General features: G+C 74.6%; 31 protein-coding genes. 13 read left to right on the top strand and 18 right to left on the bottom strand.

What is annotated here, in order from left to right; all coding sequences use genetic code 11:
- Positions 1 to 12 precede the first annotated feature (12 nt).
- The 8 genes from Q8R60_04475 to Q8R60_04440 are packed head-to-tail and all read right to left on the bottom strand — an operon-like array spanning position 13 to position 6487.
- Positions 13 to 1152 (bottom strand): ArsA family ATPase, encoded by a 1140-nt coding sequence (locus Q8R60_04475; protein MDP3711725.1) that lies wholly within the window; start codon positions 1150 to 1152, stop codon positions 13 to 15.
- Positions 1149 to 2138, bottom strand: coding sequence for an ArsA-related P-loop ATPase (locus Q8R60_04470; protein MDP3711724.1), 990 nt, complete (start codon positions 2136 to 2138; stop codon positions 1149 to 1151). Before Q8R60_04470 ends, Q8R60_04475 begins: the two co-directional genes overlap by 4 nt.
- A gap of 20 nt (positions 2139 to 2158) precedes the next feature.
- Positions 2159 to 3718 (bottom strand): polyamine aminopropyltransferase, encoded by a 1560-nt coding sequence (locus Q8R60_04465; protein ID MDP3711723.1) that lies wholly within the window; start codon positions 3716 to 3718, stop codon positions 2159 to 2161.
- 5 nt (positions 3719 to 3723) lie between these two features.
- Positions 3724 to 4179 (bottom strand): DUF350 domain-containing protein, encoded by a 456-nt coding sequence (locus Q8R60_04460; GenBank protein ID MDP3711722.1) that lies wholly within the window; start codon positions 4177 to 4179, stop codon positions 3724 to 3726.
- Positions 4176 to 4922, bottom strand: coding sequence for a hypothetical protein (locus Q8R60_04455; GenBank protein MDP3711721.1), 747 nt, complete (start codon positions 4920 to 4922; stop codon positions 4176 to 4178). Before Q8R60_04455 ends, Q8R60_04460 begins: the two co-directional genes overlap by 4 nt.
- The gene (locus Q8R60_04450; GenBank protein ID MDP3711720.1) at positions 4919 to 5341 is read right to left on the bottom strand and encodes a DUF4247 domain-containing protein; all 423 of its coding nucleotides are present in this window, start codon (positions 5339 to 5341) and stop codon (positions 4919 to 4921) included. Before Q8R60_04450 ends, Q8R60_04455 begins: the two co-directional genes overlap by 4 nt.
- On the bottom strand, positions 5338 to 5850 hold the full coding sequence (locus Q8R60_04445; protein MDP3711719.1) for a DUF2617 family protein: 513 nt from the start codon (positions 5848 to 5850) through the stop codon (positions 5338 to 5340). Before Q8R60_04445 ends, Q8R60_04450 begins: the two co-directional genes overlap by 4 nt.
- Before the next feature lies 1 nt (position 5851).
- Positions 5852 to 6487: a DUF4178 domain-containing protein gene (locus Q8R60_04440; GenBank protein MDP3711718.1), complete on the bottom strand. Its 636-nt coding sequence runs from the start codon at positions 6485 to 6487 to the stop codon at positions 5852 to 5854.
- Between the two features lie 89 nt (positions 6488 to 6576).
- On the opposite strand from Q8R60_04440, the gene Q8R60_04435 reads away from it, so the two are divergent.
- From Q8R60_04435 to Q8R60_04400, 8 genes are all read left to right on the top strand, one after another.
- Positions 6577 to 7347 carry a slipin family protein gene (locus tag Q8R60_04435; protein MDP3711717.1) on the top strand — a complete coding sequence of 257 codons (771 nt, stop codon included), beginning with the start codon at positions 6577 to 6579 and terminating at the stop codon, positions 7345 to 7347.
- A 101-nt stretch (positions 7348 to 7448) separates the two neighbouring features.
- Complete coding sequence (locus Q8R60_04430; GenBank protein ID MDP3711716.1) at positions 7449 to 7721, top strand: WhiB family transcriptional regulator; 273 nt, start codon at positions 7449 to 7451, stop codon at positions 7719 to 7721.
- A 34-nt stretch (positions 7722 to 7755) separates the two neighbouring features.
- Positions 7756 to 7914, top strand: coding sequence for a DUF4177 domain-containing protein (locus tag Q8R60_04425; protein ID MDP3711715.1), 159 nt, complete (start codon positions 7756 to 7758; stop codon positions 7912 to 7914).
- Positions 7911 to 8366 (top strand): RidA family protein, encoded by a 456-nt coding sequence (locus tag Q8R60_04420; GenBank protein ID MDP3711714.1) that lies wholly within the window; start codon positions 7911 to 7913, stop codon positions 8364 to 8366. Before Q8R60_04425 ends, Q8R60_04420 begins: the two co-directional genes overlap by 4 nt.
- A gap of 10 nt (positions 8367 to 8376) precedes the next feature.
- On the top strand, positions 8377 to 9189 hold the full coding sequence (locus Q8R60_04415; protein MDP3711713.1) for an NUDIX hydrolase: 813 nt from the start codon (positions 8377 to 8379) through the stop codon (positions 9187 to 9189).
- Entirely contained in the window at positions 9189 to 9938 is a 750-nt protein-coding gene (locus Q8R60_04410; GenBank protein MDP3711712.1) for an MBL fold metallo-hydrolase, read from the top strand. The genes Q8R60_04415 and Q8R60_04410 overlap by 1 nt, the downstream gene beginning before the upstream one ends.
- Positions 9935 to 13420: an adenylate/guanylate cyclase domain-containing protein gene (locus tag Q8R60_04405; protein ID MDP3711711.1), complete on the top strand. Its 3486-nt coding sequence runs from the start codon at positions 9935 to 9937 to the stop codon at positions 13418 to 13420. Before Q8R60_04410 ends, Q8R60_04405 begins: the two co-directional genes overlap by 4 nt.
- Before the next feature lie 221 nt (positions 13421 to 13641).
- The gene (locus Q8R60_04400; protein ID MDP3711710.1) at positions 13642 to 14112 is read left to right on the top strand and encodes a DUF695 domain-containing protein; all 471 of its coding nucleotides are present in this window, start codon (positions 13642 to 13644) and stop codon (positions 14110 to 14112) included.
- A 125-nt stretch (positions 14113 to 14237) separates the two neighbouring features.
- On the opposite strand, the gene Q8R60_04395 is transcribed toward Q8R60_04400, so the two are convergent.
- Genes Q8R60_04395 through Q8R60_04385 form a run of 3 tightly spaced genes read right to left on the bottom strand, consistent with a single transcriptional unit; the run spans position 14238 to position 15810 of the window.
- Positions 14238 to 14912, bottom strand: a complete 675-nt coding sequence (locus tag Q8R60_04395; protein MDP3711709.1) for a Crp/Fnr family transcriptional regulator — start codon at positions 14910 to 14912, stop codon at positions 14238 to 14240.
- A gap of 54 nt (positions 14913 to 14966) precedes the next feature.
- Positions 14967 to 15206 (bottom strand): hypothetical protein, encoded by a 240-nt coding sequence (locus tag Q8R60_04390; GenBank protein ID MDP3711708.1) that lies wholly within the window; start codon positions 15204 to 15206, stop codon positions 14967 to 14969.
- Between the two features lie 28 nt (positions 15207 to 15234).
- Positions 15235 to 15810 carry a hypothetical protein gene (locus tag Q8R60_04385; protein ID MDP3711707.1) on the bottom strand — a complete coding sequence of 192 codons (576 nt, stop codon included), beginning with the start codon at positions 15808 to 15810 and terminating at the stop codon, positions 15235 to 15237.
- A 112-nt stretch (positions 15811 to 15922) separates the two neighbouring features.
- Between Q8R60_04385 and nth the strand changes: the two genes are divergently transcribed.
- The 5 genes from nth (at position 15923) to Q8R60_04360 (ending at position 19769) form a co-directional block, all read left to right on the top strand.
- Positions 15923 to 16645, top strand: coding sequence for an endonuclease III (gene nth, locus Q8R60_04380; GenBank protein ID MDP3711706.1), 723 nt, complete (start codon positions 15923 to 15925; stop codon positions 16643 to 16645).
- Complete coding sequence (locus tag Q8R60_04375) at positions 16642 to 17220, top strand: TlpA disulfide reductase family protein (GenBank protein MDP3711705.1); 579 nt, start codon at positions 16642 to 16644, stop codon at positions 17218 to 17220. Before nth ends, Q8R60_04375 begins: the two co-directional genes overlap by 4 nt.
- Positions 17217 to 17900, top strand: coding sequence for a CoA pyrophosphatase (locus Q8R60_04370; protein MDP3711704.1), 684 nt, complete (start codon positions 17217 to 17219; stop codon positions 17898 to 17900). The genes Q8R60_04375 and Q8R60_04370 overlap by 4 nt, the downstream gene beginning before the upstream one ends.
- 50 nt (positions 17901 to 17950) lie before the next feature.
- A complete protein-coding gene (locus Q8R60_04365) occupies positions 17951 to 19135 on the top strand; it encodes a MarP family serine protease (protein ID MDP3711703.1) in 1185 nt (394 codons plus the stop codon).
- A 97-nt stretch (positions 19136 to 19232) separates the two neighbouring features.
- Complete coding sequence (locus Q8R60_04360) at positions 19233 to 19769, top strand: hypothetical protein (GenBank protein MDP3711702.1); 537 nt, start codon at positions 19233 to 19235, stop codon at positions 19767 to 19769.
- On the opposite strand, the gene Q8R60_04355 is transcribed toward Q8R60_04360, so the two are convergent.
- The 7 genes from Q8R60_04355 to acs all read right to left on the bottom strand — a co-directional run bounded on the left by Q8R60_04355 (position 19758) and on the right by acs (position 26226).
- Positions 19758 to 20213, bottom strand: coding sequence for a GNAT family protein (locus Q8R60_04355; GenBank protein MDP3711701.1), 456 nt, complete (start codon positions 20211 to 20213; stop codon positions 19758 to 19760). The genes Q8R60_04360 and Q8R60_04355 overlap by 12 nt on opposite strands.
- 35 nt (positions 20214 to 20248) lie before the next feature.
- Positions 20249 to 20623, bottom strand: a complete 375-nt coding sequence (locus Q8R60_04350; GenBank protein ID MDP3711700.1) for a DUF309 domain-containing protein — start codon at positions 20621 to 20623, stop codon at positions 20249 to 20251.
- Complete coding sequence (locus Q8R60_04345; GenBank protein ID MDP3711699.1) at positions 20610 to 21518, bottom strand: alpha/beta hydrolase; 909 nt, start codon at positions 21516 to 21518, stop codon at positions 20610 to 20612. Before Q8R60_04345 ends, Q8R60_04350 begins: the two co-directional genes overlap by 14 nt.
- 35 nt (positions 21519 to 21553) lie before the next feature.
- Positions 21554 to 21961 carry a phage holin family protein gene (locus Q8R60_04340; protein ID MDP3711698.1) on the bottom strand — a complete coding sequence of 136 codons (408 nt, stop codon included), beginning with the start codon at positions 21959 to 21961 and terminating at the stop codon, positions 21554 to 21556.
- Positions 21962 to 22079: 118 nt separating this feature from the next.
- Positions 22080 to 22979: a diguanylate cyclase gene (locus tag Q8R60_04335; GenBank protein ID MDP3711697.1), complete on the bottom strand. Its 900-nt coding sequence runs from the start codon at positions 22977 to 22979 to the stop codon at positions 22080 to 22082.
- A gap of 58 nt (positions 22980 to 23037) precedes the next feature.
- Positions 23038 to 24198 (bottom strand): Na+/H+ antiporter NhaA, encoded by a 1161-nt coding sequence (nhaA, locus tag Q8R60_04330; GenBank protein ID MDP3711696.1) that lies wholly within the window; start codon positions 24196 to 24198, stop codon positions 23038 to 23040.
- 66 nt (positions 24199 to 24264) lie between these two features.
- Positions 24265 to 26226 (bottom strand): acetate--CoA ligase, encoded by a 1962-nt coding sequence (gene acs, locus Q8R60_04325; GenBank protein ID MDP3711695.1) that lies wholly within the window; start codon positions 26224 to 26226, stop codon positions 24265 to 24267.
- Positions 26227 to 26290 lie beyond the last annotated feature (64 nt).

The raw sequence follows: 26290 nt of genomic DNA, 5'->3' as shown, positions 1-26290 counted from the left end.
ACGCCGGGGGCGTCACGCCGGGCGGGCCGCCTCGCGACCGCCGGCGAGGTCCGCGCCGACCGACCGCAGCCCGTCGAGGTCGTGGACGTCACCCGGCTGGGCGGCGACCTCGACCACCGCGACGTGCGGGTGGGCGGTGCTGAAGCGCTGCTGCAGGCGGGCCTCGCGCGCAGCCAGGGCCACCCGCTCGGCGTGCAGCCGCAGCACCGACGCGGTCAGCGGCGAGGAGTCCTCGACCTGCTCGGCGGCGGCCAGCGAGCGCTGCTCGGTGAGACCCTCGACAGCGCTGCGGTGGACGCGGTTGACGACGAGCCCGGCGAGCGGCATCGACTCCTCGGCGAGCCGCTCGACGAAGTAGGCGGCCTCGCGCAGCGCGTCGCGCTCGGGCGCGGCGACGACGACGAAGGCGGTGCCGTCGGCCTTGAGCAGGTCGTAGGTCGTCTGGGCCCGCTCGCGGAAGCCGCCGAACAGCGTCTCGAGCGCGGCGACGAACTGCGAGACGTCCTGCAGGACGCTCGCGCCGATGATGCGCGTGATCGCGCCGGTGAAGACGTTGAAGCCAGCGGTGACGACCTTGAGGTAGGCCTTGCCGGAGGCCTTCGCCGGGGCCAGCAGGATCTTGACCATCCGGCCGTCGAGCAGGGTCGTCATCCGCTGCGGCGCGTCGAGGAAGTCCAGCGCGGAGCGGGTCGGCGGGGTGTCGACGACGATGAGGTCGTAGTCGCCAGTGGCCTTGAGCTGCCCCAGCTTCTCCATCGCCATGTACTCCTGCGTGCCGGCGAACGACGACGACAGGGCGACGTAGAAGGGGTTCTGCAGGATCGCCTCGGCCTTGCCCGGCTCGGCGTGCGCCTCGACGATCTCGTCGAAGGTGCGCTTCATGTCGAGCATCATCGCGTCGAGCTCACCGGCCCGGAGGCCGGCGACGGCGCGGGGGGTGTTGTCGAGCTCGGTGAGGCCCATCGACTGCGCCAGCCGCTTGGCCGGGTCGATCGTGAGCACGACGGTGCGGCGGCCGCGCTCGGCGGCGCGCAGCGCGAGCGACGCGGCGGTGGTGGTCTTGCCCACGCCGCCACTGCCGCAGCAGACGATGATCTGCGCGGTGTCGAGCAGCGCGTCGACGTCGAGCGCGGGCACCGGTGCGGCGGTCATGCCATCCCCTGGTCCTTGAGGGCCTGCGCCAGGTCGTAGAGGCCGCCGAGCTCGATCGCGTCGGGCAGCAGCGGCAGCTCGTAGGTCGGGCGCGACAGGTGGGCGAGCGCGTCGCGGCCGCGCTCCTCGAGCTCGACGCGGTGCGCGTGGTCGCCGGCCTCGGCGGCGAGCGCCGCGACCTGCTCGGTGGTCGCGTCGACGCCGGCGGCCTTGAGCCCGCGGGCGATCTCGTCGGTGTCGAGGCGACCGGCCGCGGCGGCGACGAGGTCGGGCGGCGACAGCCGCGGGGTGCGGACCGCGTTGACCACGACTCCCCCGACGGGCAGCCCCAGCGACTGCAGGTCCGCGACCCCGTCGACGGTCTCCTGGACCGGCATCTCCTCGAGCAACGTGACGAGGTGGACCGCGGTCTGCGGCGAGCGGAAGACCGCCATCACGCCCTCGGACTGGTTCTTCAGTGGGCCGACCTTGGCCAGGCCGCCGACCTCGTGGGAGATGTTGAGGAACTTCGCCACGCGTCCGGTCGGCGGCGCGTCGACGACGACCGCGTCGTAGGTCGGTCGGCCGTCCTTGCGCCGGCGCACGACGGCCTCCTTGATCTTGCCGGTCAGCAGGACGTCGCGCAGGCCGGGCGCGATGGTCGTCGCGAAGTCGATGGCGCCCATCCGGCGCAGGGTGCGCGCGGGGATGCCGGTCGGGGAGAGCTTGTAGAACATGTGGAGGTAGTCGAGCAGCGCGGCCTCGGGGTCGATGGCGAGCGCCCAGACGTCACCGCCGTCGGGGGCGACCGCGACCTTGCGCTCCTCGTAGGGCAGCGGCGGGGAGTCGAAGAGCTGCGCGATGCCCTGCCGCCCCTCGACCTCGACGAGCAGGACCTGCTTGCCCCCGCTGGCCAGCGCGAGGGCGAGCGCGGCGGCGACCGTGGTCTTGCCGGTGCCGCCCTTGCCGGAGACGACGTGCAGCCGCACATCGGGGAAGTCGGACATTGCCCCAAGACTAGGCGCGGTCAGTACTCACGCCACCCGCGGGCCTCGTACTCGAGGATCCGCGGCCGGTCCAGGGTCGACACCTCGACGTCGGAGCGGTCCGCCGCGCGGTCCTTGGGGAAGACCGTCGAGGCGGCGAGGACGGAGGCGTCGAGGAAGCGCAGCTCGCCCGCCACGTCGGGGTCGACGGCCGGTGCCGGTGCCCCCTCGCGCGCGGCGAGCACGAAGCCCCAGTCCCCGAAGCTCGGCACGTCGACGTGGAAGGGCGTGACCGACAGGCCCACCGACGCAACGGTGCGGGCGATGCACCAGAAGGCGTCGGGGGCGAAGTACGGCGAGCCGGCCTGCACCGCCATCCGGCCGCCGGGGGCGAGCGCGCGGGCAGCGAGCGCGTAGAACTCCTGGCTGTAGAGCTTGGCCGTCGCTGGCTGGTCGGGGTCGGGCATGTCGACCACGACGACGTCGAAGCGCTCGACCGCGGTGCGCAGCCACGACATCGCGTCGGCGACGACGACCTGCACCCGCGGGTCGTCGAGGGCGCCCTCGTTGACCGCGCGCAGCCGCGGGTCGGTGCGGGCCAGCCGCAGGACGTCCGGGTCGAGCTCCACCTCCACGATGCGCTGCAGGCCGTCGTGGCGCAGCAGCTCGCGCGCGGCCAGCCCGTCACCGCCGCCGAGGACGAGCGCGGTGCGGGCGCGCGGCCCGACGGCCGGGTGCACGAGTGCCTCGTGGTAGCGGTGCTCGTCGAGGCTGGAGAACTGCAGGTCGCCGTCGAGGAAGAGCCGCACGTCGCGCGGGCCGCCCTGCCCGAGCGGGCCGGGCAGCGCCTGCGTGACGACGACCTCCTGGTAGGCGGTGCGGGTGGCGACGACCACCGGGTCGTCGTAGAGCGCCTGGCGGGCGTCGACGAGGAACTGCCCCGCGCCGAGCAGCGCGAGGCCGAGGACGGCCACGACGACGGTGGTCGCGCCGGTCAGCCAGCCGCGGGCCCGACGTCCGATGCCGTCGCGCAGCAGCCAGACCACGACTCCGGCGGCGAGCAGGTTGACGCCCGCGACGACGATCGCGCCACGGACCTGGCCGAAGACGGGCAGCAGCAGGAAGGGGAAGGCCAGGCCACCCGCGAGTGCCCCGACGTAGTCGACCGCGACGAGGTCGGCGACGGCTTCGCCGGCCTCCTGCCGGCGGATCCGCTGCAGCAGGGCCATGAGCAGCGGGACCTCCGCGCCGATGAGCCCGCCGACGACGACCGACGTGGCGAGCAGGGCGGGGGTGTAGAGGTCCAGCCAGGAGTACGCCGCGTAGAGGCCCAGCACCGACAACCCGCCGGTGAGGGCGAGCGCCAGCTCCACCGCGGCGAAGCCGGCCGCGGCCCTCGGCAGCAGCGGCTTGGCGGCGAGGCTGCCGATGCCCATCGCGCAGACGAAGACGCCGAGGACGACGGAGGTCTGGTAGACGCTGCCACCGACGAGGTACTGGCCGAGGGTGAGCAGCGCGAGCTCGTAGACCAGGCCGCAGGCGGCGCAGAGGAAGACCGCGAGCAGCAGGACGGCCCGCGCGGCGCGCGGACGGCGGTCCACGAGCGTCACGAGATCGCCGCCGCGAGCACCGCCCCCAGGGCGAGCTGGGCGACGGCGGTCACCCAGGCGGCAGGGTGCGGCCGCTCGTCGGTGACGAGCGCGCCGAGGTCACCGGGCGTGAGCGCGTCGACGAGCCTGAAGCAGAGCGCGAGGAGCACGATGCCGAGGCCGCCGTAGACCGCAGCGTCGGCGAGGCCGCGACCGAGCTCGTCGTCGGAGGTCGCGATCGCGGTCGTGACGATGGTCGCGAGGGCCAGCAGGTTGGCGATGACGACGACCGCCGCGTTGGCGTTGCGGTGCTCGTAGACGAGGTGGCGCAGCCGGCCGGGTGTGAGGGCGTCGAGGGCGGCGTAGCCGACCGCGAGCACCGCCGCACCGACCCCGGCGTAGGCCAGCGAGGCGAGCGCCCCCGACAGCAGGTCGTCGGCGATCCCTGTCGCGAGTGCGGTGGCGAGGGTCATGGGGTCTCCGGGTCTGTGGGGTGCACGTTGCTCGGGGGGTAGTGCTGCTGCCAGCGGCGTGCTTGGACGTCGGGGTCGAGCCAGCGGTCGTCGACGAGGTTGCGCCGACCGAAGGCGGCGTAGAGCGCGACGACGACGGCGCCGACGAGCAGCAGTCCGAGCAGTGCGAGTGACGTGAGGTGCGTGCGGACGCGGTCGCTGCCGGGGGTGTCGGTCGGGGCGGCCTGCGCGGGAGGTGCGGCCGTGGCCTCGACGAGGACGAGCGGGACGACGCCGGGCACCCTCTCGGCGGTGAGCGCGGGCAGGGCCAGGACCGCGTTGAGCAGCGTCTGCTCGCTCTTGCCGTCGTCGAGCAGTGCCCCGGCCGACAGCCCGAGCCGACGCAGGTCGGTGGGGGTCGGTGCGCCGGGCAGGTCGGAGACCACCGACCAGAAGGCGCTGTCCTCCAACTCGGAGAACTCCGAGGTGTAGGTGAGGCTGGCCTGCAGCACGACCGAACCTCGGCAGGCAGGGCCGGTCGCCGCGGAGAGCACCTCGAAGCTGCCGGTGAACGTGCCGGTCTCGCCGTCGTCGACCTCGAGCCGCACGCCGTAGCAGACGCCCTGCACAGCCGTCGCCTCGTCGAGCGCTGCCTGGATGTCGGCGGCGGTCTCGTCGTCGAAGACCGGGTTGGTGGCCGCGTGAGAGGGAGCGGCAGCGAGCAGCAGCAGGAGCGCGGTGGTCAGGAGCAGGCGGGCCCTCACTTGCCCGCTCCCGGGCCGCCGCCGCGCACCCCGCCGACGCCGCCGACGCCCGGACTTCCCCAGAAGCCGCCGACGTAGGGGAACCAGTGCGCGTAGCCGCGGCGCTCGTCGTCGAGGTAGACCGTCGAGCCGTCGCGGTCCGGGTCGGGCGTGACCGCGACGACGAGGTCGGAGTAGCGCAGGAACACCCCCGCGGGGTCGGTGAGTTCCTGCGCCGGCTTCCACGCGCCGCGGATCTCCGCGGCCGTCTCGCTGACGCTCCGGGGCGAGCGCAGGACGTAGGAGTCGCCGTCCTGCGACACCCGCTCGTAGCGGTCGAGCGCGTAGTCCTTGGGCCCGCCGCGGCTGAGCAGGCTGACGATGCCGAGCACGGCGACGAGGGCGAGGCCGAGGGCGAGGGCGAGCAGCTTGCGGTTCACGACGGCCGGGCCGCGAGTCGCAGGGAGCCGGTGGTGCGCACGACCTCGCCGCTGCCGGGGTAGACGTGCCAGGTCCGCCAGGCCCAGCCGCTCGCGAGCGGCCGGGCGGTGAGCACGGTGAGGGCGTCGGCGGAGCCGGGGAACGCCCCGACCAGGGACCGGTCGTCACCGCCGTGCCGCCGGCGCAGGGCGGCCGCGACGCGGGCGGTGCCTGTTTCGTCGTACGACGTGGTGGTGCTGGCGAAGCGGTAGTCGGCGCCGTCCACGAGCAGCCGCGTGGTGCCGGGCAGCGGGGTCACCGGCCCCGGACGGCAGGCGACGACCTCGGGGGCGGTCGCGTCACCCGCGCGGGCGACGACCTGGTGGCTCGCGCCGAGCAGGCGCAGCTCGATGCCACCGAGCGGCCCCGGTAGCGAGAGCGAGGCCAGCGGGCTCGGGGCGTCGCCGAGCCACCACGACAGCCCGGCCGCGCGGGTGTCGACGTAGGGGACGGCGAGGGCGGCGAGCACGTCAGCGGGTGTGCAGGATCGTCATCGCGTCGGGGTCGACCGGTCGGCCGGTGCTCGTCTCCCACGAGCCGCTGGTCGAGAAGCGCTCGAGCGCCAGGAGCGCGCCCGTGTGCCCACCAGTCGACATGACGTAGTCGGCGTACTGCATCGTGCCGTCGGTCCCCGTGCCCGTGGATCCCGTCGCGGTGAAGCGCGCGGTGCCCTGCTCGTCGCGCGACCAGGTCGCCCCGTCGTGCACGAGCGTCGGCTCGGGGGTGAGCGCGGCGCCGGGGACGCGCAGCCAGACCGCGACCTCGAGCCCGCCCTCGGCGCGCTCGACCGACAGCCAGCAGCGCAGCTCCCCGTCGACACCGCTCGAGTCGAGCAGGTGCTCCTTCCAGCGGTAGCCGTCCTCGTCCATCGCGAGGGTGCCGCGGACGACCCAGTCGCGGCCGTCCAGGGTGATCACGTCGCCGGTGGCGATGCGCTCGGGGTCCGACAGCTGCGGTCCGCGGGCGAGCGGGTCGTCGGAGGTCGCACGCTCCCGCAGGCCGCGCTCCAGCCGTCGGCGTCGCAGCACGAGCACGAGCACGACGACCGCCAGCGCGAGCGCGACGACCAGCACGGCGACGAGCAGGAAGACCGCGACCGACTCCACGCCCCGCACCGTATGCCCTCGGAGGGCAGGTCCGCGGTGCAGACTGCGGACGGGCGCCGTCCGGGGCGCCTGCGACGAGGGGGTGGGTCATGGGTCAGGCCGCTGGGGTCATCGTGCTGCTGGTGCTCGTGCTGGCGGGGCTGTGGTTGCTGACCGGCATCCGGATCGTGCAGCAGTACGAGCAGGGCGTGGTGTTCCGGCTCGGCAAGGTGCAGGCGAAGGTGCGCCAGCCCGGGCTGCGGCTGCTCATCCCCGTGATCGACCGCATGGTGAAGGTCAACATGCAGATCGTCACGATGGGCGTGCCTGCCCAGGAGTGCATCACCCGCGACAACGTCAGCGTCCACGTGGACGCGGTCGTCTACTTCCGGGTCATCGAGCCCGTGAAGGCCGTCGTCAACGTGCAGAACTACCTGTTCGCGGTGTCGCAGGTCGCCCAGACGTCGCTGCGGTCGGTGTCGGGCAAGGCCGAGCTCGACGAGCTGCTCGCGGACCGCGACCGCATCAACGCCGACCTGCGGACCGTCATCGACGAGCCGACCGAGGGCCCGTGGGGGGTCAAGATCGAGCGGGTGGAGCTCAAGGACGTCGCGCTGCCGGAGGGGATGAAGCGCTCGATGTCGCGGCAGGCAGAGGCGGAGCGGGAGCGTCGCGCCCGGGTCATCGCGGCTGAGGGCGAGCTCCAGGCCTCGCAGAAGCTCGCGGAGGCGGGCCGGGTGCTGGCCAACGAGCCGAGCGGGCTGCAGCTGCGCCTGCTGCAGACGGTGGTCGAGGTCGCGGCCGAGAAGAACAGCACCCTGGTGATGCCGTTCCCGGTCGAGATCCTGCGCTTCTTCGAGAAGCACACCAACGGGACCTAACTGGCATTCGCGCTGGTCAGATGCTGCGGCAGGAGTTCCTGTCGCACGTGTAGAACAGGCTCGTGACGCGGGCCACACCCTGCGCGAAACGAGGTGGAACAGTGCTGTCCGAACCCTTCTGGCGGGCCTCGGCCCAGTGCCGACGTGACAACGCCGTGCACTTCTTCGCCCCCGCGCACTTCGAGCGCAAGGACGAGAAGGACGCGCGCGAGGGGGCGGCCCGTGCCCTGTGCCAGCTCTGCCCGGTGCGGGTCGAGTGCCTCGACTACGCCCTCGCTGTCGAGGAGCCGCACGGCATCTGGGGCGGGATGAACGAGTTCGAGCGGCGGCGGCTGCTGCGGCAGCGCGCCGCCGAGATGGAGCAGTCCGCCTGAGGTCCCTGCGAGACCGCTGGATAGGGTCGGCGCCATGACCGCCTGGGAGTACGCCACCGTCCCGCTGCTCGTGCACGCCACCAAGCAGATCCTCGACACCTGGGGCCAGGACGGCTGGGAGCTCGTCCAGGTCGTCCCGGGCCCCGGTGGTGGCGACCAGCTGGTGGCCTACCTGAAGCGCCCGAAGGCGTGAGCGCCCGCGACCGGCTCGCCGAGCTCGGCCTGACGCTGCCCGCCGTCGTGCCGCCGATCGCCACCTACGTCCCCGCGGTGCGGACAGGCTCGCTCGTCTTCACCTCCGGTCAGCTGCCGCTGGTCGACGGCGCCCTCGCCGTCACCGGCAAGGTCGGGGCCGGGGTCAGCCCGGAGCAGGCCAAGGAGCTCGCCGCGACCTGCGCGCTCAACGCGCTCGCGGCCGTCGACGCCCTGGTCGGCCTCGAGTCGGTCGTCCGGGTCGTGAAGGTCGTCGGCTTCGTGGCCTCCACGCCCGACTTCACCGGCCAGCCCGGCGTCGTCAACGGCGCCTCAGAGCTGCTCGGCGCGGTCCTCGGCGACGCGGGCGTCCACGCCCGCTCCGCGGTCGGCGTCGCCGCCCTGCCCCTCGACGCGCCCGTCGAGGTCGAGGTCGTCGTCGAGGTCTCGTGAGCGCGCCCCAGTGACCGCCGGCCTGCCCGAGAGCCTCGTCGCCCGGGCCCGCGCGCTCGCGGGTGGGGAGCACGTGCCGCCCGAGCCGCGACACGCCTCCACCGTCGTGCTGGTGCGCCGGCCGCTCGAGGTCTACCTGCTGCGCAGGGTCAAGGGGATGGCCTTCGCCGGCGGCATGCACGTCTTCCCCGGCGGGTCGGTCGACGCCGCCGACGCGGGCGCCGACCTCGCCTGGGCCGGACCGCCCGCGGCCTGGTGGGGCGAGGTCTTCGGTGCCGACGAGTCGCTCGGGCGCGCCCTGGTGTGCGCCGCGGTCCGCGAGACCTTCGAGGAGTCTGGGGTCCTGCTCGCCGGCCCGTCCGAGACCGAGCTGCTCGCCGACGTCTCCACCGACGAGTGGGAGGAGGAGCGCCGCTCCCTCGAGGCCCGCGAGCAGTCGCTGTCGGAGCTGCTCGCCCGCCGCGGTCTCGTGCTGCGCGCCGACCTGCTGCGCCCGCTTGCCCACTGGATCACCCCTGAGGTCGAGAGCAAGCGCTTCGACACCCGCTTCTTCCTCGCCGAGATGCCGGCCGGCCAGGTCTGCCGCGACGTCGGCGGCGAGGCCGACGAGCGGGTCTGGGTCGCGCCGCGCACGGCCCTCGAAGGCGGTTTCCACCTGATGCCGCCGACGGTCGCGGCGCTCACGGACCTTGCGTCGTACGACGATGTCGGCGCCGTCCTCGCGAGCGAGCGCGCGGTGCGACCCGTGCTCCCGAGGATCCTCGTCGAGGACGACGGCAGCATCCGCTTCCTGCTGCCGGGCGACGAGGGCTACTCCGTCTGATGGGCGCGCTCCGGCAGGTCACCGGGACGGCGGGGGTCGTGCGCTGCGACAACCCGGGCCCGATGACGCTGGAGGGCACCAACACCTGGGTGCTGCGCGCGCCGGGTGCCGAGGGCTGCGTGGTCGTCGACCCGGGGCCGCTCGACGAGGCGCACCTGCAGGCCGTGGTCGCGGCCGCCGGTCGCGTCGACGAGGTGCTGCTGACCCACGGTCACTACGACCACAGCGAGGGCGCGCCTCGCTTCGCGGAGCTGACCGGCGCGCGGGTGCGGGCGCTCGACCCGGCCCACCGCCTCGGTGAGTTGGGGCTTGGGGAGGGTGACGTCGTGACCGGGGGCGGCCTCGAGGTGCGGGTCCTTGCGACCCCCGGCCACAGCGCCGACTCGCTGTCGTTCGTGCTGCCCGACGCCGTGCTGACCGGCGACACGGTGCTCGGTCGCGGCACTACCGTCGTGGCGCACCCCGACGGGGTCCTCGCCGACTACCTCGACTCCCTGCGCCGGCTGCGCGAGCTCGGCGAGCTGATGGTGCTGCCGGGTCACGGGCCGGAGCTCGCGTCGGCGGGCGCTGCCGCCGACCACTACCTCGCCCACCGGGAGGGTCGGCTCGAGCAGGTGCGGGCGGCGGTCGAGGCGGGGGCGACCACCCCCGACGAGGTCGTCGAGGTCGTCTACGCCGACGTCGACCGGGTGCTCTGGCCCGCGGCCCGCATGTCGGTCGAGGCGCAGCTGCTCTACCTGCGCACATGACCTGCCCGGCGTGCGGCACGCCGGCCGTGCCGGGTGCGCGCTTCTGCTTCTCGTGCGGGACCCCGCTGCGCGAGACCGCGGCCGCCGACATCACCGCGGAGCGCCGCGTCGTCACGGTGGTCTTCGGTGACCTGTCGGACTTCACCAGCTGGTCGGAGGAGCTCGACCCGGAGCGGGTCGGTGTCGTCACCGACCGGGTGCTGTCGACGCTGACCAAGGTCGTCGCCGACTACGGCGGACACGTCGACAAGCTCACCGGTGACGGGCTGATGGCGGTGTGGGGTGCGCCGACCGCCCACGAGGACGACGTGGAGCGGGCGGTGCGGGCCGCGGCCCGGATGCAGTCGGCGGTGCGCCGGGTCGTCGAGGAGGAGAGCGGTGGTGGCCGGCGGCTCGGGCTGCGGGTCGGCCTCAACACCGGCGAGGTCCTCGCGGGCGTGCAGGCCCACCTGAGCTACACCGTCGTCGGAGACACCGTCAACACCGCGTCGCGGCTGTCCGACGCGGCCGGTGTCGGGGCGGTCTACGCCGGGCGCGACACGGCGCTCGCCACCATGTCGATCGCGTCGTGGCGGGCGCTGGCGCCGCTGCGGCTGAAGGGCAAGCGCGAGCTCGTCGAGGCCTTCGAGCTCGTCGGCCTGCGGTCGGCAGGGGCGTCGCGGCTCGGCCTCGGCGACGAGGCTCCGTTCCTCGGCCGCGACGCGGAGCTCGGGCTGCTGGTCGGCCGGCTGCTCGACGCGTCGGAGCGCGGTGTCGCCCGCACCGTGCTGGTCACCGGCGACGCCGGCGTCGGCAAGACCCGGCTGGCACAGGAGATCGCCCGCTTCGCGGGTGAGCTGCCGGGGGCCCGGGTGCTGTGGGGGCGGTGTGCGCCGTACGGCGAGGGGCGAGACCTCGCTGCCGTCGCGGAGATGGTCCGCACCGCCTGCGGCATCGGTGAGGGCGACGACGTCGACACCGCTCGTGAGCGGGTGGCCCGCACTGTCGCCCGGCTGGAGCACCCCACCTGGCCGGGCAGCGTCCCGCCGTCGATGACGGAGCGGCTGCAGCAACTGCTGGGCCTCGAGGAGGACTCTGCGGGTCCGCCGCGCGACGGGGCGACGCCCGGCACTCCCACCGGCGGGGACCAGGTGCGGCAGGCCGTGGCGGCGCTGTTCGCCGCGCTGGCCGCGGAGGACCTCCTGCTGCTGGTCGTCGACGACCTCCACTGGGCGACCCCGACGATGCTCGAGGGGCTGCTCGACGTCGCGGCCGGGGTGCCGGGACGGGTGCTGCTGCTCGGCGTCGGCCGCCACGAGATGGTCAGCACCTCCGAGTGGTGGCGTGGCCTGCCGCAGGTCGAGGTGCTGCCGCTCCTGCCGCTCGAGGAGCCGGCGGTCGAGCGGTTGCTGCGGGCCTACCTCGGTGACACCGATCTCGAGCCTCAGGTCCGCGAGGCGCTGCTGTCGCGCGCGCAGGGCAACCCCTTCTTCCTCGCCGAGCTGCTGCACCTGCTCGTCGACCGCGGCCTGCTGCGCCGCGACGAGCGAGGCTGGGTCCTCGACGGCGAGCTGACCGAGGACGTCCCGGCGGGCGTCCAGGCCGTCCTCGCCGCGCGCATCGACGGGCTCGACGGGGCCGCCAAGGGCGTGCTGCGCGACGCGAGCGTGCTCGGTCAGCGGCTCACGCGGGCCGGCCTCGAGGCGGTCGGGAGGGCCTCCGGCCACGGCGAGCCCGACGTCGTCGACGCCGCGCTGCGCGAGCTCACCGAGCGGCGGCTGCTCGAACCCGACCCGGAGGGCGGCGCGCTGCGGTTCACCCACACGCTGGTGCGTGACGTCGCCTACTCGGGTCTGGCGAAGGCCGAGCGGGCCCGTCGGCACGCGGCCGCGGCGCTGCACGCGCAGGACGACGGCAGCCGCACGGCAGAGGCCGACCTCGTCACCGCCTCGCAAGGGGAGCGGGCCGTCCGGCTGGCAGCCGAGATGGGTCTCGCGTCCGACGACCCCGCGTGGGCGGCCCGCGGGGTCGCCTTCACCGCGCTGGCCCGGGTCGGCCAGGCGGCGCTGGGCCGCGACGACGCAGCGACCGCCGAGCGGGTGCTCGCGCGCGCCCTCGCGCTCGACGCGACCGGCCCGTTCGGGCCCTTGCCCGGCGACCTCGTGATCCCGGTGCGGGTGGCGCACGCGGAGGCCCTCGTCGCACAGCACCGCCTCGACGAGGCCGAGGAGCAGCTCCGGCCCGCGCTGGCCGTCGCCGAGGAGGGTGTGCGGGCGGGAGCCCTCGTGGTGCTGGGGGAGCTGCGCCGCAAGCGGGGGGACCTCGTCGGTGCGCGCCAGGCGCTGGTGTCGGCGCTCGCGGCCGCCTCGACGGCCGGCATCGACCGGGTCACCGGGGAGGCGCTGCGGCGGCTCGGGCTGCTCGACTACGTCGACGGCCGGCTGCGCGACGCGGAGGCGCGCTTCCGCGAGGCCCATGCGCTGGCCGTGGCGGTGGCCGACCAGCGCGGTGCGGGCTGGGCCCTGCAGCACCTGGCCTGGAGCGCGACCACCCGAGGCGACTACCCCCTCGCGGAGCAGGTCCTCGAGGAGGCGGCGGAGGTCTTCTCCGCGCTCGAGGACATGGGCGGGCTGTCCTGGGTCGCGGGCACCGAGGGCCTGGTGCGGCTGCTGCAGGGCCGTTTCACCGAGGCGCGTGACCTGGCCGGCTCGGTGCTGCCGCTCGGCGAGGCCATGCAGGAGCGGTGGGGCGTCGCGGCCCTGCTCACCATCGACGCGCTCGCGGCCGCCGAGCTCGGCGACGTCGCCACCGGCGCCGAGGAGTCGGCCCGCGCGACCGAGCGCTTCGCTGAGCTCGGCGACGCCTGGGGGCAGTCGCTCGCCCTCGTCGCGCAGGGGGTTGCCGCCCGCGGCGCCGACGACCCCGACCGCGCCGTGGCGCTGCTGGCCGAGGCCGTCGAGGTCGCCGAGCGCGGGCACCACCCGGTCACTGCCTCGCTCGCCCACGTCGCCGCGGGCTACGCCCACCTCGACCGCGGCGACCTCGACGCCGCCGAGGGCGCGGTCTGGCAGGCGTCCGCGCTGCTCGCGAGCCTCGACCTCGAGCCGCACGCCGCCCTCGGGGCGAAGGTGCTGCTCGCGCAGGTCCTGCGCGCCCGCGGTCGGCTGGAGGAGGCCCTGGCCGAGCTCGACGCCGCGGTGGGTGCCAGCAGCGCACCCGCGCTGCTCTTCCCCCGCCGCCAGGCCCTCGCCCACCGGGCCGGCCTGCTGGTGCAGCTGGGGCGCACCGACGAGGGGCTCGTGGCCGCCCGCGAGGCCGTCGACCTGCCCGCGGAGGACGTGCGGTCGCGGGTCCTCTCGCTGCGCGCCCTCGCGGCCGCGCTGCGGGCCACCGGCGACCCCGACGGCGCGACGGCTGCGCTGCAGGAGGCGCTCGCAGTCGCCCGCTCGACCGGCCAGCGCTCCGAGGTCGCCGCCACCGAGCGCCTGCTCGCCGCACCCTGACCCGCGGGCGGTTGCGTCGTACCCCCTCGGGATGTGGCGATCACGTGAGCGCGCACCCGCCTGCGTGATCGCCACATCAGCCCATGGCCGGTACGCCGACGCCCGACCCGCTCCGGGATGTGGCGATCACGTGAGCGCGCACCCGCCTGCGTGATCGCCACATCCGCCCGGACACGGGACCGGACGGCGGGCGAACCCCTGGCGGGTGGTGGGATGGGCGGGTGGACCTCGACAGCCTGCCCCCGCGCTGGGTGACCCTGACCGCGACCTCCGACGGCCTGCCCGTCATCACCCTCGTCGACGAGGCGGTGGCCCTGGCCGCGCCCTTCCCGAGCCACCCCGTGCAGGTGGGGCTCGGCGTGCACCTCAACGAGCCCGACGCGCTCGGGCAGCCGGGCGAGCTCGACGCGCCGCTGCTGCGGTCCTTCGAGCAGGCGCTCGTCGACGCGCTCGGCAGCGAGGCGCGGCTGGTGTCGTCGCTGACGCTGCAGGGCGTGCGGGAGTACGTCGCCTACGCCCGCAGCACCGCCGTGCTCGAGCGCTGGCAGGCCGAGCCGCCGCCGGGGCTCGACACCCATGACGTGCAGGTGTTCGCGATCGACGACCCCACGTGGAAAGGGCTGCGCGAGATCGCCGGCCTGCTCGAGCCCGGCGAGGAGCCGCTGCGCCCCGACGAGCTCGACGAGCGGTGACGGCGGCCCGCCGTCACCGACCCTCCCGGGGAATGGGTGGGTCATCTCGGCGTGTCGGGCGGCAACACGCCGACGAAAGCCACCCGATCGCCAGGGGATCGGACGCCGGAAGGTGCGGGCGCTAGCTAGCGGGCGCGGCGGGCGAGGCGCTCGGGGTCGAGGATCGTCACCGCGCGCGAGTCGACCCGCAGCCAGCCGCGCGACGCGAAGTCCGCGAGCGCCTTGTTGACGGTCTCGCGGGACGCGCCGACGAGCTGCGCGAGCTCCTCCTGGGTGAGGTCGTGGTGCACGCGGGTGCCCTCGTCCTCCTCGGTGCCGAAGCGGTCGGCGAGGCCGAGCAACGCCTTGGCGACCCGGCCGGGGACGTCGGTGAAGATGAGGTCGGCCAGGGCGTCGTTGGTACGACGAAGGCGACGCGCCAGCACGCGGAGCAGCTGCTCGGCGATCTCGGGCCGGTCGGTGATCCACGGCCGCAGCGAGGTGTGCGCGAGCGAGGCGAGCCGGGCGTCGGTGACGACCGTCGCGGTCGCGGTGCGCGGACCCGGGTCGAACAGCGACAGCTCGCCGAACATGTCGGACGGTCCCATGACCGACAGCATGTTCTCGCGGCCGTCGGCGGCCTTGCGCCCGATCTTCACCTTGCCGGTCAGGACGATGTAGAGCGTGTCGCCCTGCTCGCCCTCCTCGAAGACGGCGTCGCCGCGGGTGTAGTCGGCGTACTCGAGTGACGCCGCGACGGCCTCAGCCGCCTCGGTCGCGATGCCCTGGAACAGGCCTGCCCTCGCGAGGACCTCGTCCACCGCTCACCCTCCGTCGTCGATGCTGCTGACGGAGTGTTCCACGTCACCCCTGCGTCAGCGCGACCGACCGGGCAGGAGACCGCCGAGTCGCCGTCTGCGCCAGTAGCGCTCCAGGGCCGGCGCGGCGCCCTCGCTGACGAAGGCCTCGACGTCCTCGGGGCGTGCGCTGTCGAAGAACGCCTCGAGCTGGTCGCCCACCGAGGCGCGCCGCAGCGGCTGCTCGACCCGCTCCATGACGAGCATGAGCAGCAGCAGACCCAGCGGGAGCAGCAGTGTCAGGGGGAGGGCGCGCACGGTCGGCTCCTACCCGCGCAAGGGGTTCTCAGACCGCCCGGCGCTCGGGCTCCACGGGCAGCGCCGACAGGCACAGCGACGGGTGCTCGCGGTAGCGGGCGATGAGCTCGCCGGTCGCGTCGCCGATCCGGCGGTGCAGCGCGGCGCGGTAGGCCGACAGCTGGGCCTCGGCGGTCGCGAGGTCCGCGTCGAGGCGCGCCTCGCTCTCGACGTCTCCGGGCGGGACGCGGCGGTCCCACAGCTCGGCGAGGTTGGGCAGCGGCGGGATGTCGTCGTGGTCGAGCACCTCGACGAGCACGGCCCGACCGGAGGTGACCCGCTCGTCGGTGAGGACCGGGCGCAGGTGGTCGGCGTCGAGGGTCGCGGTCTTGCCCTCGCGCAGGACGTCGAGGCGGGCCTGGATGATGCGGCGCCAGTAGGAGACCTTGCCCTCCTCGGCCGACAGCGCCTTGCGGTAGGAGCGCAGGGAGTCGAGCGTCAGGTGGGCGTAGTCGCCGCTGCGCTGCGGCACGGGGTGCGGGGCGCCCTTCGCCGCCCGGCTGCCCCGGGGGGCAGGCGGGCGCACCATCTCCACGGCGTCCATGGTCTCCTCCTCGACAGTCACTCTCTGTCACCGTCACGGAGAAGTTCGTCACGATCCCGGTGATCCTTGAGAAGCTCCCGCGCGGCGTCACCCGCTCGGGCGAGTGATCTCCCCCGGACGTACGCTCGACCGCGTGCCGCCCCGTCCCCGTCGCGCCCCCGAGACGCGCACCGGGCTGGTCCGGCGGGCCCGCCGCACCGACCGCGAGCTAGCGCTCGCGCACCCCGACGCCCACTGCGAGCTCGACTTCACGAGCCCGCTCGAGCTCGCGGTCGCGACCATCCTGTCGGCGCAGTGCACCGACAAGCGCGTCAACGAGGTCACGCCGGCGCTGTTCCGCCGCTACCGCACCGCCGCGGACTACGCCGGCGCCGACCGCGAGGAGCTCCAGGCGCTGATCCGCCCCACTGGCTTCTACCGCAACAAGACGACCTCGCTGATCGGCCTCGGTGCGGCGCTCGTCGAGAGGTACGACGGGGAGGTCCCCGCGCGGCTCGAGGACCTGGTGACCCTGCCCGGGATCGGCCGCAAGACCGCCAACGTCGTCCTCGGCAACGCCTACGGAGTGCCCGGGCTGACCGTCGACACCCACTTCGGCCGGCTGGTGCGGCGCTTCGCGTGGACCGAGGAGGAGGACCCGGTCAAGGTGGAGGCCGTGGTCGCGGACCTGCTGCCGAAGGCGACGTGGACGATGTTCTCCCACCGGGTGATCTTCCACGGCCGCCGGGTCTGCCACGCCCGCAAGCCGGCCTGCGGCGCCTGCTCGATCGCGGCCCTGTGCCCCTCCTACGGCATCGGCCCGACCGACCCCGAAATGGCGGCTGCCCTGGTCAAGGGCCCGGAGGCGTTCCGGTGACGCGCAAGCAGGTGGTGGGCTTCGCGGTCGTCGTCGTCCTGCTCGCGGCCGCTTTCGTCGTGCAGGCCGTCCGGGCAGGGGGCGACCCGGAGTCCGCTGAGCTCGTAGGGCTGCGCGAGCGCGCCGCGCTGGCGGCCTGCCCACCGGGGCTGTCGGCCGAGCTGCCCGACCTCGAGCTGGCGTGCCTGGGCGGTGGGCCGGCGGTGCGGATGCAGGCGACCGGGACCGGCCGGCCGACGCTGGTCAACGCGTGGGGCTCGTGGTGCGACCCGTGCAAGCGCGAGATCCCCGAGCTGGTGCAGCTCGCGACCCGCGCGACCGGGAAGGTCGACGTCGTCGGCGTGCTCACCCAGGACGACCTCGACAAGGGCCTCGACTTCGCGGTCGCGGCCGGCATGCGCTACCCGTCGCTGGTCGACGATGACGGTGCCTTCTTCCGCACCTACAGCGCGGGGCCGCCCGTCACCGTCTTCCTCGCCGCCGACGGCCGGGTCGCCCACGTCGAGCGCGGGGAGATCGCGTCGCTGCAGGAGATGCTCGACCTGGTGAAGACCCACCTGGGCGTGACGGTGTGACCGTCCCTGCCTGGCTGCAGCCGCTCGTCGACGCGCTGCCCGCCCTGCGGGTCGAGGACTTCACGCGCTTCGCCCCGCCTGCCGAGGGCGGCCGCGACAGCGCGGTGCTCGTGCTGTTCGCCGAGGGGCCGCACGGACCGGACCTGCTGCTCATCGAGCGGGCCCACACCCTGCGCTCCCACGCCGGCCAGCCGGCCTTCCCCGGCGGGGCGGTCGACCCCGAGGACGACGGGCCGGTCGCGGCGGCGCTGCGTGAGGCGGAGGAGGAGGTCGGCCTCGACGCCTCCTCGGTCGACGTCCTCGGCCTGCTGCCGAGCCTCTACATCCCGCCGTCGGGCTTCGTCGTCCACCCGGTGCTCGCCTTCTGGCGCGAGCCGCACCCAGTGCGCGCCGTCGACCTGGCCGAGGTGGCGGACGTCGTCCGCGTGCCCGTGTCCGACCTCGTCGACCCGGCCAACCGCGTCTCCGTCACGCACCCGAGCGGCTGGGTCGGGCCCGGCTTCGAGGTCGCGGACCTGCTGGTGTGGGGCTTCACGGCGGGGCTGCTCGACCGGCTGCTCGCCGCCGCCGGGATGGAGCTGCCCTGGGACCGCTCCCGCCGGCGCGAGCTCGACGCGGCCACGGTCGCGCTCGCCGCCCGGGGGGCCTTCGCGCCGCGCCCCGGCGACGGTCCGGTGTGACGGTCCGGTGTGACGCCGCGCGTGATCGTCGTACGGCATAGGTTCTGACGGTGCGCGGCGACCTGCTCGACCTCGTGCTCCTCGGAGCCTCGCTGCTGTTCGCCGTGTCCGGCTACCGCCAGGGCTTCGTCGTCGGGGTGCTGTCGTTCGTGGGCTTCCTCGGCGGCGGGGTGCTCGGGGCCAAGATCGCGCCGGACCTCGCGCGCACCTCCGCCTTCGACGGGCTGCCGACCGCGGCGGTCGGCCTCGGGGCGGTCTTCTTCCTCGCGATCGTCGGCCAGGTCGTCGCGACGATGGTCGGCGCGGCCCTGCGGCGGCGGCTGACGTGGAAGCCGGCGCGGGTCGTCGACGCCTTCGCCGGCGGGGCGATCAGCGTCGTCTCGCTGCTGCTCGTGGCGTGGCTGGTCGGGACCGCGGTCGCCTCGTCGCCCTTCACCGGGCTGGCGTCGCAGGTGCGCCGCTCGCAGGTCCTGGCCATCGTCGACGACGCGGTGCCGGCGGCCGGCAAGCGCTTCTTCGCCGACTTCCGCGCCCTCATCGACGACCGTGGCTTCCCGGAGGTGTTCGGCGGTCTCGCCCCGACCGAGGCCGCCGACGTCGACCCGCCGGACCCGGCGCTCGCGCGGTCCGCGGCCGTGCAGTCCGTGCGCGACGAGGTCCTCAAGATCACCGGTGTCGCGGAGGACTGCCAGCGCCGCATCGAGGGCACCGGCTTCGTCTACGCCCCCGAGCGGGTCATGACCAACGCCCACGTCGTCGCAGGCGTGCGCGACCCCGACGTCGAGGTCGGTGACCGCAAGATCCGCGCCACCGTCGTCCTCTACGACCCGGGCCGCGACATCGCGGTGCTGCGGGTGCCGGGCCTCGGCCGCTCGCCGCTGGCCTTCACCGGCCCGGCCTCCACGGGGCAGAGCGCGGTCGTCGTCGGCTACCCTAACGACGGGCCGTTCCGCGCCGACGCCGCCCGCATCGCCCGCACCCAGAAGGCTCGCGGGCCCGACATCTACCAGCGCAGCACGGTCGTCCGCGAGATCTACGCGCTGCGCGGGCGGGTGCAGCCGGGCAACTCCGGCGGGCCGCTCATCGACACGCAGGGCAAGGTGCTGGGCGTGATCTTCGCCGCCGCTGCCGACGACCCCGAGACCGGCTACGCCCTGACCGCGGCCGAGGTGGCCTCCGACGCGCGCGCCGGGGCCACCGCGACCACGCGCGTCAGCACCCAGTCCTGCGACTGAGTCGGTCCTCACAGCGGCGCCTGCTCGACGCGGTGGTTGCAGAGTGCTTACTCTTGCAAGCAGTCGGCCACCAGCGGTCGGCGGGAGGAGGTGCGTCGTGACCGTGGACCGTCCGCGCGCCCTCGGACTCCCGGTGGGAGCGGCCTCCGCGCTGGCCGCCGCCCATGCCGCCCAGACCGGCACCGGCGAGCGCACCACCACCCGGGCCAGCCGCCGCATCGCCGCCGACCCCACCAGCACTGCGCTGCTGCTCGCGGGACCCACCGCCATGGACCTGTGGCCCGGCGTCCGTCGCGTCGGTGACGCCGGCGGCCGGGTCCTCGTCGAGGCCGAACTCCCTTCGTCCGAGTCCTCGACGTCGGCCGCCGTGCGAGCACTGCCGCCGCGACGTACCCCGACGTCGTTCGTCACCCGCTTCGAGTGGGCCGGCCCTGGCCTGCCGCTGACCGCCGGCGAGCTCACCCTCGCCTACGCCCCCGGCGCCGACGGCACGCCGTCGACCTTCGCCGCGCTCGAGCTCACCTCCGCCGACGTCTCCGGCAGCCGGCTCACGGTCTGCGCCCTGCAGTCCATGGCCGAGGCCTTCCTCGACAACCTCGCGCTCGCCGCGGAGCAGCGCAGCTCAGCTGCCTGACACCGCCCGGTCGATCTCCCCGCCCACGAGTCCCAGCACAGCGACGTCGGTCCGCTCACCCCGCAGGACGTACGCCGAGCGAAGCGTCCCCTCGTGGACGAACCCGACCCGGCGGGCCAGGCCGAAGGACCGCTCGTTGCGCGGGTCGCACTGCCAGGTGACCCGCTCCGCCCGGAGCTCGTCGCGCGCCGTGCGGAGCCCCTCGACGCAGGCGGCCCGCACGACTCCGGTGCCCTCGGCCGGCGCCGTCACCCAGCAGCCGAGCTCGACGGTCGCTGCTGCGGGGTCGTGGCGGAAGAGCACGATCCCGCCGACCAGCTCGTCGCCGTGCCACGCCCCGGCAGCGACGACCCGGCCCTCGTCACCGGTCTCGTAGGGGGCCAGCCACGCGGCTGCGCCCTCGGCGGTGTCGGTGCGCGCCGGCCACGGCAGGAACTCCGACAGCCGCGTGAGGTCGCCGGCTATGTGGCGGGCGAAGGCTAGAGGGCCAGGGTCGGCAGGTCGCCGGACTCGGCCCGGGCGGCGGCGTCCTCGGCCCGGCGCGCCAGCCCGGCGTGGTCGGCGTGCCCCGCGAGGGTGGCGGCGCCGCGGCGCAGGAGGCGGGCGCCTCCGACGGCGTTGCCGCGCTGGAGGTGGGTCATGCCGACGCAGACCTGCGCGAGCCCCTGCCACGGGCCGTCACGGTCGGCCTTCCAGGCCTCCTCCAGCACGTCGTGCGCGGAGTACCACCGGCCCACAGCGGCCAGCGTGCGGGCAAGCTCGAGTGCCTCGGACAGCGGCACGGACGGCGGGTCGAGGACGGCGTCGGGGGAGTCCACCGGGACCGGTCGGCCCAGCCGGTCACGCGCCCGCATGCTCGAGCAGCAGCTCGGTGACGAGCTCGGGGTCCTCCTCGTGCACGAAGTGCCCGAGCCCGTCGAGGACCCGCAGCTCGTAGGGCGCGCGCACGTAGTGACCCGAGCCGTGGGCGGACGTCGGCAGCAGGCAGGTGTCGAGCGCCCCGTGCAGCTGCAGCGTCGGCACGGTCACGCCGCGCTCGAGCAGCCGGGTGAAGCGCTGCCCCGACGGCCGGGTCAGCGAGCGCGCGGCCCAGCGGTACCACTCCAGCGAGCAGTTCGCGACGGCGGGCACCTGGATGGCCTCGCGGCAGCGCGCCTCGGTCTCCGCGTCGGGGAAGCCCGGCCCGCCCCAGCGGTGCAGCAGCTCGGCGACGTAGGCGCCGTCGTCGCGCACCAGCCGCGCCTCGGGCGCCTTGGGCAGCTGGAAGAACCCGATGTACGACGACGCGCGCGCCTGGGCCAGGTCGCTGCGCAGGGCCTGGCGGAACCGCAGCGGGTGCGGTGCGGCGAGGACCACGAGGGAGCGCACGACCCGTGGGTGAAGGGTCGCGACGGCCCAGGCGAGGAAGCCGCCCCAGTCGTGCCCGACGAGGACCGCGTCGTGCGCGCCGAGCGCCCGGACCATCCCGGCGACGTCGGAGGACAGCGTGTACTGGTCGTACCCGCGAGGCGGCTTGTCGGACGCGCCGTAGCCGCGCAGGTCGGGCGCGACCGCGCGGTAGCCCGCAGCGCCGAGCGCCTCGAGCTGGTGGCGCCAGCTCCACCAGAACTCCGGGAAGCCGTGCAGCAGCAGGATGAGCGGGCCGTCGGCCGGGCCGCACTCTGCGACATGGAAGCGGATGCCGTTGGCCGTGACCTCGCGGTGCCGCCACGGGCCGTCGACCAGCGCGACGGACTCCTCGGGCGGCATGGCGCCGAGGGTGTCACACGCCCGCGGGCCGCCCGTCAGGTGTGCGTGGGGTGCTTCGCCCAGTCGAGGTCGTCCTTGACCGTCTCGATGGTGCGGCGCGGCGGGCCCAGCCGCGACAGGCCCTTCTTGCCCGTCAGCGCCAGCGCACCGGCGGCCACGAGGTAGAGCAGCCCGACGATCGCGAAGCCCCAGCCGAGGCCGACCGCGCTGCCGATCGCGAAGGCGAGCGCGATGGTGAGGAAGAGCGCTCCCAGTCCCGCTGCGACGCCCGCCCCGCCGAGCATGCCGGCGCCCTTGCCGGCCCGGACCACCTCCTGGGTGATCTCGAGCTTGGCGAGCTGGACCTCCTTGCGGAGCAGCTCGGACAGGTCGGCCGTGGCCGTGGACACCAGCTGGCCGAGGGACGGCTCGACGGTCAGGTCGTCGGCCTGCCGGGCCGTCACTGGTCGTCCCTCTCGGGTGCGGGGTCGGGCGCGGTCATGGCGGGAACCTCCGGGTCGGTCGTACGCCGACCCACCCGCGGGTCGGTCGTGCTGTCGGCCTACCCGGCCCGCTCGCCGGTCACACGGTGGCGTCGGCCTCGACCCGGTCGCGGCCCGCGGCCTTGGCGGCGTAGAGGTGGCGGTCGGCCTGTACGACCAGGTCGTCGTCACCGTCGCCGGCGGCCGCGCCGACGCTGATCGTCACGGTGAGCGCGCGACCACCACCCAGGACGGGGGTCCCGCCGACGGCCATCCGCAGCCGCTCGCCCAGCGCTGCCGCGGCAGGCAGGTCCGTGTGCGGCGCCAGCACGATGAACTCCTCGCCGCCCCACCGGCCGACCAGGTCCTCGCGGCGAACGGTCGCCCCGAGGCGGCGGGCGACCTCGATGAGCACCTCGTCGCCGCCGGCGTGACCGAGGGTGTCGTTGACCTGCTTGAAGTGGTCGACGTCGATGACCAGCACGGCGAGGGGGTAGCCGTGGCGCCGCGCCCCGGAGCGCAGCCTGCGCAGGTGCTCCTCGATGTGGCGGCGGTTGTGCAGGCCGGTGAGGTGGTCGGTGCGGCTGACCCGCTCGAGCTCGTCGGCGCGGGCGCGCAGCTCGTCCTGCAGCACCTTCACCCGGACCGCCGCGGCGACCCGGGCCCGCAGCTCGCCCTGCTGCGGGGGCTTGCGGACGAAGTCGTGCGCCCCGGCGTCGAGGGCCTTCACCAGGTCGGCCTGGCCGGTGAGGATGACCACCGGCACGTCGCGGGTCGCAGGATCGACCTTGAGCTCCGCGATCACGCCGTAGCCGTCGAGCACCGGCATCTCCACGTCGAGCAGCACCACCGACGGGGCGCTCTGACGGGCGAGGTCGACGGCGACGCGGCCGTCAGCGGCCTCGACGACGGCGTAGCCGGCGTCCTCGAGCTCGACGCGGACGAGCGCGCGCACGGTCGGGCTGTCCTCCGCGAGCAGCACCACCGGGCGGTCGTCCACGCCGCGCAATCTAGTGGTGCCCCGCTCCTCGGAGAGCCCGATCGGGAGAACTGCCCGCTCAGCGGGCGGCGGGCTCCGGACGCGCGAGGCGCAGGGCGAGGGCTCCGGTGACGGCCGCCAGCGTGCTCGCGACGAGGACGGAGACGGTGGCGAGCTCGGCCACGGCGCCGTCGAAGGCCAGCTGGGCGATCAGCAGGCTCACGGTGAAGCCGCACCCGGCCAGCACGGCGACGGCGGCGACGTCGCGCCACCGCAGCGACTCCGGCAGCGCGGCGAGGCCGAGCCGCACGGCCAGCGCCGCGCCCCCGAGCACGCCGACCAGCTTGCCGACGACGAGGCCGAGCGCGATGCCGAGCCCGACCGGCTCGGTGACGACGTCGCGCAGCGCGTCGCCGGAGACCGCGACGCCGGCGGCGGTGAAGGCGAACAGCGGGACGATCAGCCCCGCGGACCACGGCTGCAGCCGGTGCTCGAGCCGCTCGGCCGGCGACTCCATCTCCCCGTCCCTGCGGTGCACCCGGGTCAGCAGCCCGAGGGCCACGCCGGCGACCGTGGCGTGCACCCCGGAGGCGTGGACGCAGAGCCATACGGCGACGGCAAGAGGGACGACGAGCCACCAGGGTGTGCGGTTGCGGCGCACGAGGGCGGCGTAGGCCACCAGCAGCGCGACCGCGCCGGCGAGCGGGAGGAGCTCGAGGTCGTCGGTGAAGAGCACGGCGATCAGCGCGATCGCACCCAGGTCGTCGACGACGGCGAGGCTCAGCAGGAGCACGCGTAGCGAGATCGGCGCGCGGGCGCCGAAGACCGCGAGGACGGCGAGGGCGAAGGCGATGTCGGTCGCTACGGGCACGGCCCAGCCGCGACCGGCCCCGTCCGACCCGGCGGTCACGGCGAGGTAGACCAGCGCTGGCACCACCATGCCGCCGAGTGCCGCGAGCGCGGGCAGCGCAGCGAGCTTGCGGTCGGCGAGCTCGCCGACGACCAGCTCGCGCTTGACCTCGAGGCCCGCGACGAAGAAGAAGATCGCGAGCAGCCCGTCGGCGACCCAGGCCTCGAGCGGCAGTCGCGCGTCGAGCGCCTCGACCCCGAAGGTCAGGTGGCGCAGGTCGTCGTAGGGACCGGCGAGCACGGTGTTTGCGACGACCAGCGCCAGGGCGGTGGCGGCGAGCATGACGAGCCCGCCGTTGCGCTCGACGCGCAGGTAGTCGGCGAAACGCACGGTTCTCCTCGGGGCAGGCGGCATCGGACCGCCGACCAGGCTTCCCGGCACACCGCCAGCAGGGAGTCAGTCCTCCGCGCTGGATGACCCCATCTTGTCATTGATGGCGTTGACGACCGTCGGGTCGGCCAGCGTCGTCACGTCACCGAGCTCGCGGTGCTCCGCGACGTCGCGCAGCAGCCGGCGCATGATCTTGCCGCTGCGGGTCTTGGGCAGCTCGGGCGTGATGAGGATCTGGCGCGGCTTGGCGATCGGCCCGATCTCCTTCGCGACGTGGTCGCGCAGCTCCTGGGCGAAGGCCTCACCGCCGGACACGTCGTCGGCGACGTCGCCGCGCACGGTGACGAAGGCGACGATCGCCTGACCGGTGGTGGGATCCTCGGCGCCGACGACCGCGGCCTCGGCGACCGACGGGTGGCTGACCAGCGCCGACTCGACCTCGGTGGTGGAGATGCGGTGGCCGCTGACGTTCATGACGTCGTCGACGCGGCCGAGCAGCCACAGCACCTGGTCGTCGTCCCACTTGGCGCCGTCACCGGCGAAGTAGCGACCCTCGAAGCGGCTCCAGTAGGTCTCGCGGAAGCGCTCCTCGTCTCCCCAGATGCCGCGCAGCATCGCCGGCCACGGCTCGTCGAGGGTGAGGAATCCGGCTTGCGCGGGGTTGCCGTTGCCGTCGACGATGTCGACCGAGACGCCCGGCAGCGGCCCCATCGCCGACCCCGGCTTGCACGACGTCACCCCCGGCAGCGGGCTGATCATCATCGCCCCGGTCTCGGTCTGCCACCAGGTGTCCACGATCGGGCACCGGTCGCCGCCGATGACCCGGCGGTACCACATCCAGGCCTCCGGGTTGATCGGCTCACCGACGCTGCCGAGGACCCTGAGGCTCGAGAGGTCGTGGGCTCCCGGCAGCTCGTCGCCCCACTTCATGAAGGTCCGGATCGCCGTCGGTGCGGTGTAGAGGATCGTCACGCCGAGCTCGGCGACGATGCGCCACCACCGGTCCTGGCCACCCGCGTCGGGAGTGCCCTCGTAGAGCACCTGCGTCGCGCCGTTGGCCAGCGGGCCGTAGGCGACGTACGAGTGCCCGGTCACCCAGCCGATGTCGGCGGTGCACCAGTAGACGTCGGTCTCGGGCTTGAGGTCGAAGACGGCCTGGTGGGTCCAGGCGACCTGCGTGAGGTAGCCGCCGGTGGTGTGCAGGATGCCCTTCGGCTTGCCGGTCGTGCCGGAGGTGTAGAGCAGGAACAGCGGGTGCTCGCTGTCGAAGGCCTCGGCCTCGTGGGTCTCGCTGGCAGCGTCCACCACGTCGTGCCACCACACGTCGCGGGTGTCGTCCCAGCCGACCTCCTGGCCGGTACGACGGACCACCAGCACCTTCTCGACCCCCGGGCAGCGGGCCAGCGCCTCGTCCACCGCGGGCTTGAGCGCCGACGGCGCACCGCGGCGGTAGCCGCCGTCGGCGGTGATGACGAAGCGCGCGTCGGCGTCGGTGATCCGGTCGACGAGCGACTGCGAGCTGAAGCCCCCGAAGACCACGCTGTGGGGGGCGCCGAGGCGCGCGCAGGCGAGCATCGCCACGATCGCCTCGGGGATCATCGGGAGGTAGAGGCAGACCCGGTCGCCGGCGCGGACCCCGAGGTCGGTGAGCGCGTTGGCCGCCTGGCAGACCTCGCGCTGCAGGTCGGCGTAGGTGAGGTCACGGCGGTCGCCCTCGGGCTCGCCGACCCAGTGGATCGCGACCCGGTCGCCGTGGCCAGCGGCGACGTGGCGGTCGACGCAGTTGACCGCGACGTTGAGCTCCCCGCAGACGAACCAGCGGGCGAAGGGCGGCTGCCAGTCGAGCACCTCGGTCCACGGCGTCGCCCACTCGAGGCGCTGCGCCTGCTCCTCCCAGAAGCCGAGCCGGTCCTTGGCCGCGTGCTCGTAGGCGTCCGCGGTGACGTTGGCGTGCGCGGCCAGGTCGGCAGGCGGGTCGAAGCGGCGGTTCTCGGTCGACAGGGCATCGAGGCCGGTCTGCTGCGTCACGGGGTTCCTCCACGGGTCGGTCTGGCGAACGTACGACGGGGGCGGCCGGCGGTCACTGCCCGGG

The sequence above is a fragment of the Mycobacteriales bacterium genome, assembly GCA_030697205.1.
Lineage (GTDB): Bacteria > Actinomycetota > Actinomycetes > Mycobacteriales > SCTD01 > JAUYQP01.
Note: the sequence above shows the minus strand (reverse complement) of the source record. Positions and strands in the feature narration are given on the sequence as shown.

Bases quoted from the DNA above. Each gene is read 5' to 3' on its own strand.
- Q8R60_04460 (MDP3711722.1), bottom strand. From the start codon at position 4,179: ATGACCCTCGCCACCGCACTCGCGACAGGGATCGCCGACGACCTGCTG.
- Q8R60_04410 (MDP3711712.1), top strand. From the start codon at position 9,189: ATGGGCGCGCTCCGGCAGGTCACCGGGACGGCGGGGGTCGTGCGCTGC.
- Q8R60_04425 (MDP3711715.1), top strand. From the start codon at position 7,756: ATGACCGCCTGGGAGTACGCCACCGTCCCGCTGCTCGTGCACGCCACC.
- Q8R60_04405 (MDP3711711.1), top strand. From the start codon at position 9,935: ATGACCTGCCCGGCGTGCGGCACGCCGGCCGTGCCGGGTGCGCGCTTC.
- Q8R60_04475 (MDP3711725.1), bottom strand. From the start codon at position 1,152: ATGACCGCCGCACCGGTGCCCGCGCTCGACGTCGACGCGCTGCTCGAC.
- Q8R60_04350 (MDP3711700.1), bottom strand. From the start codon at position 20,623: ATGCGGGCGCGTGACCGGCTGGGCCGACCGGTCCCGGTGGACTCCCCC.
- Q8R60_04435 (MDP3711717.1), top strand. From the start codon at position 6,577: ATGGGTCAGGCCGCTGGGGTCATCGTGCTGCTGGTGCTCGTGCTGGCG.
- Q8R60_04345 (MDP3711699.1), bottom strand. From the start codon at position 21,518: ATGCCGCCCGAGGAGTCCGTCGCGCTGGTCGACGGCCCGTGGCGGCAC.
- Q8R60_04470 (MDP3711724.1), bottom strand. From the start codon at position 2,138: ATGTCCGACTTCCCCGATGTGCGGCTGCACGTCGTCTCCGGCAAGGGC.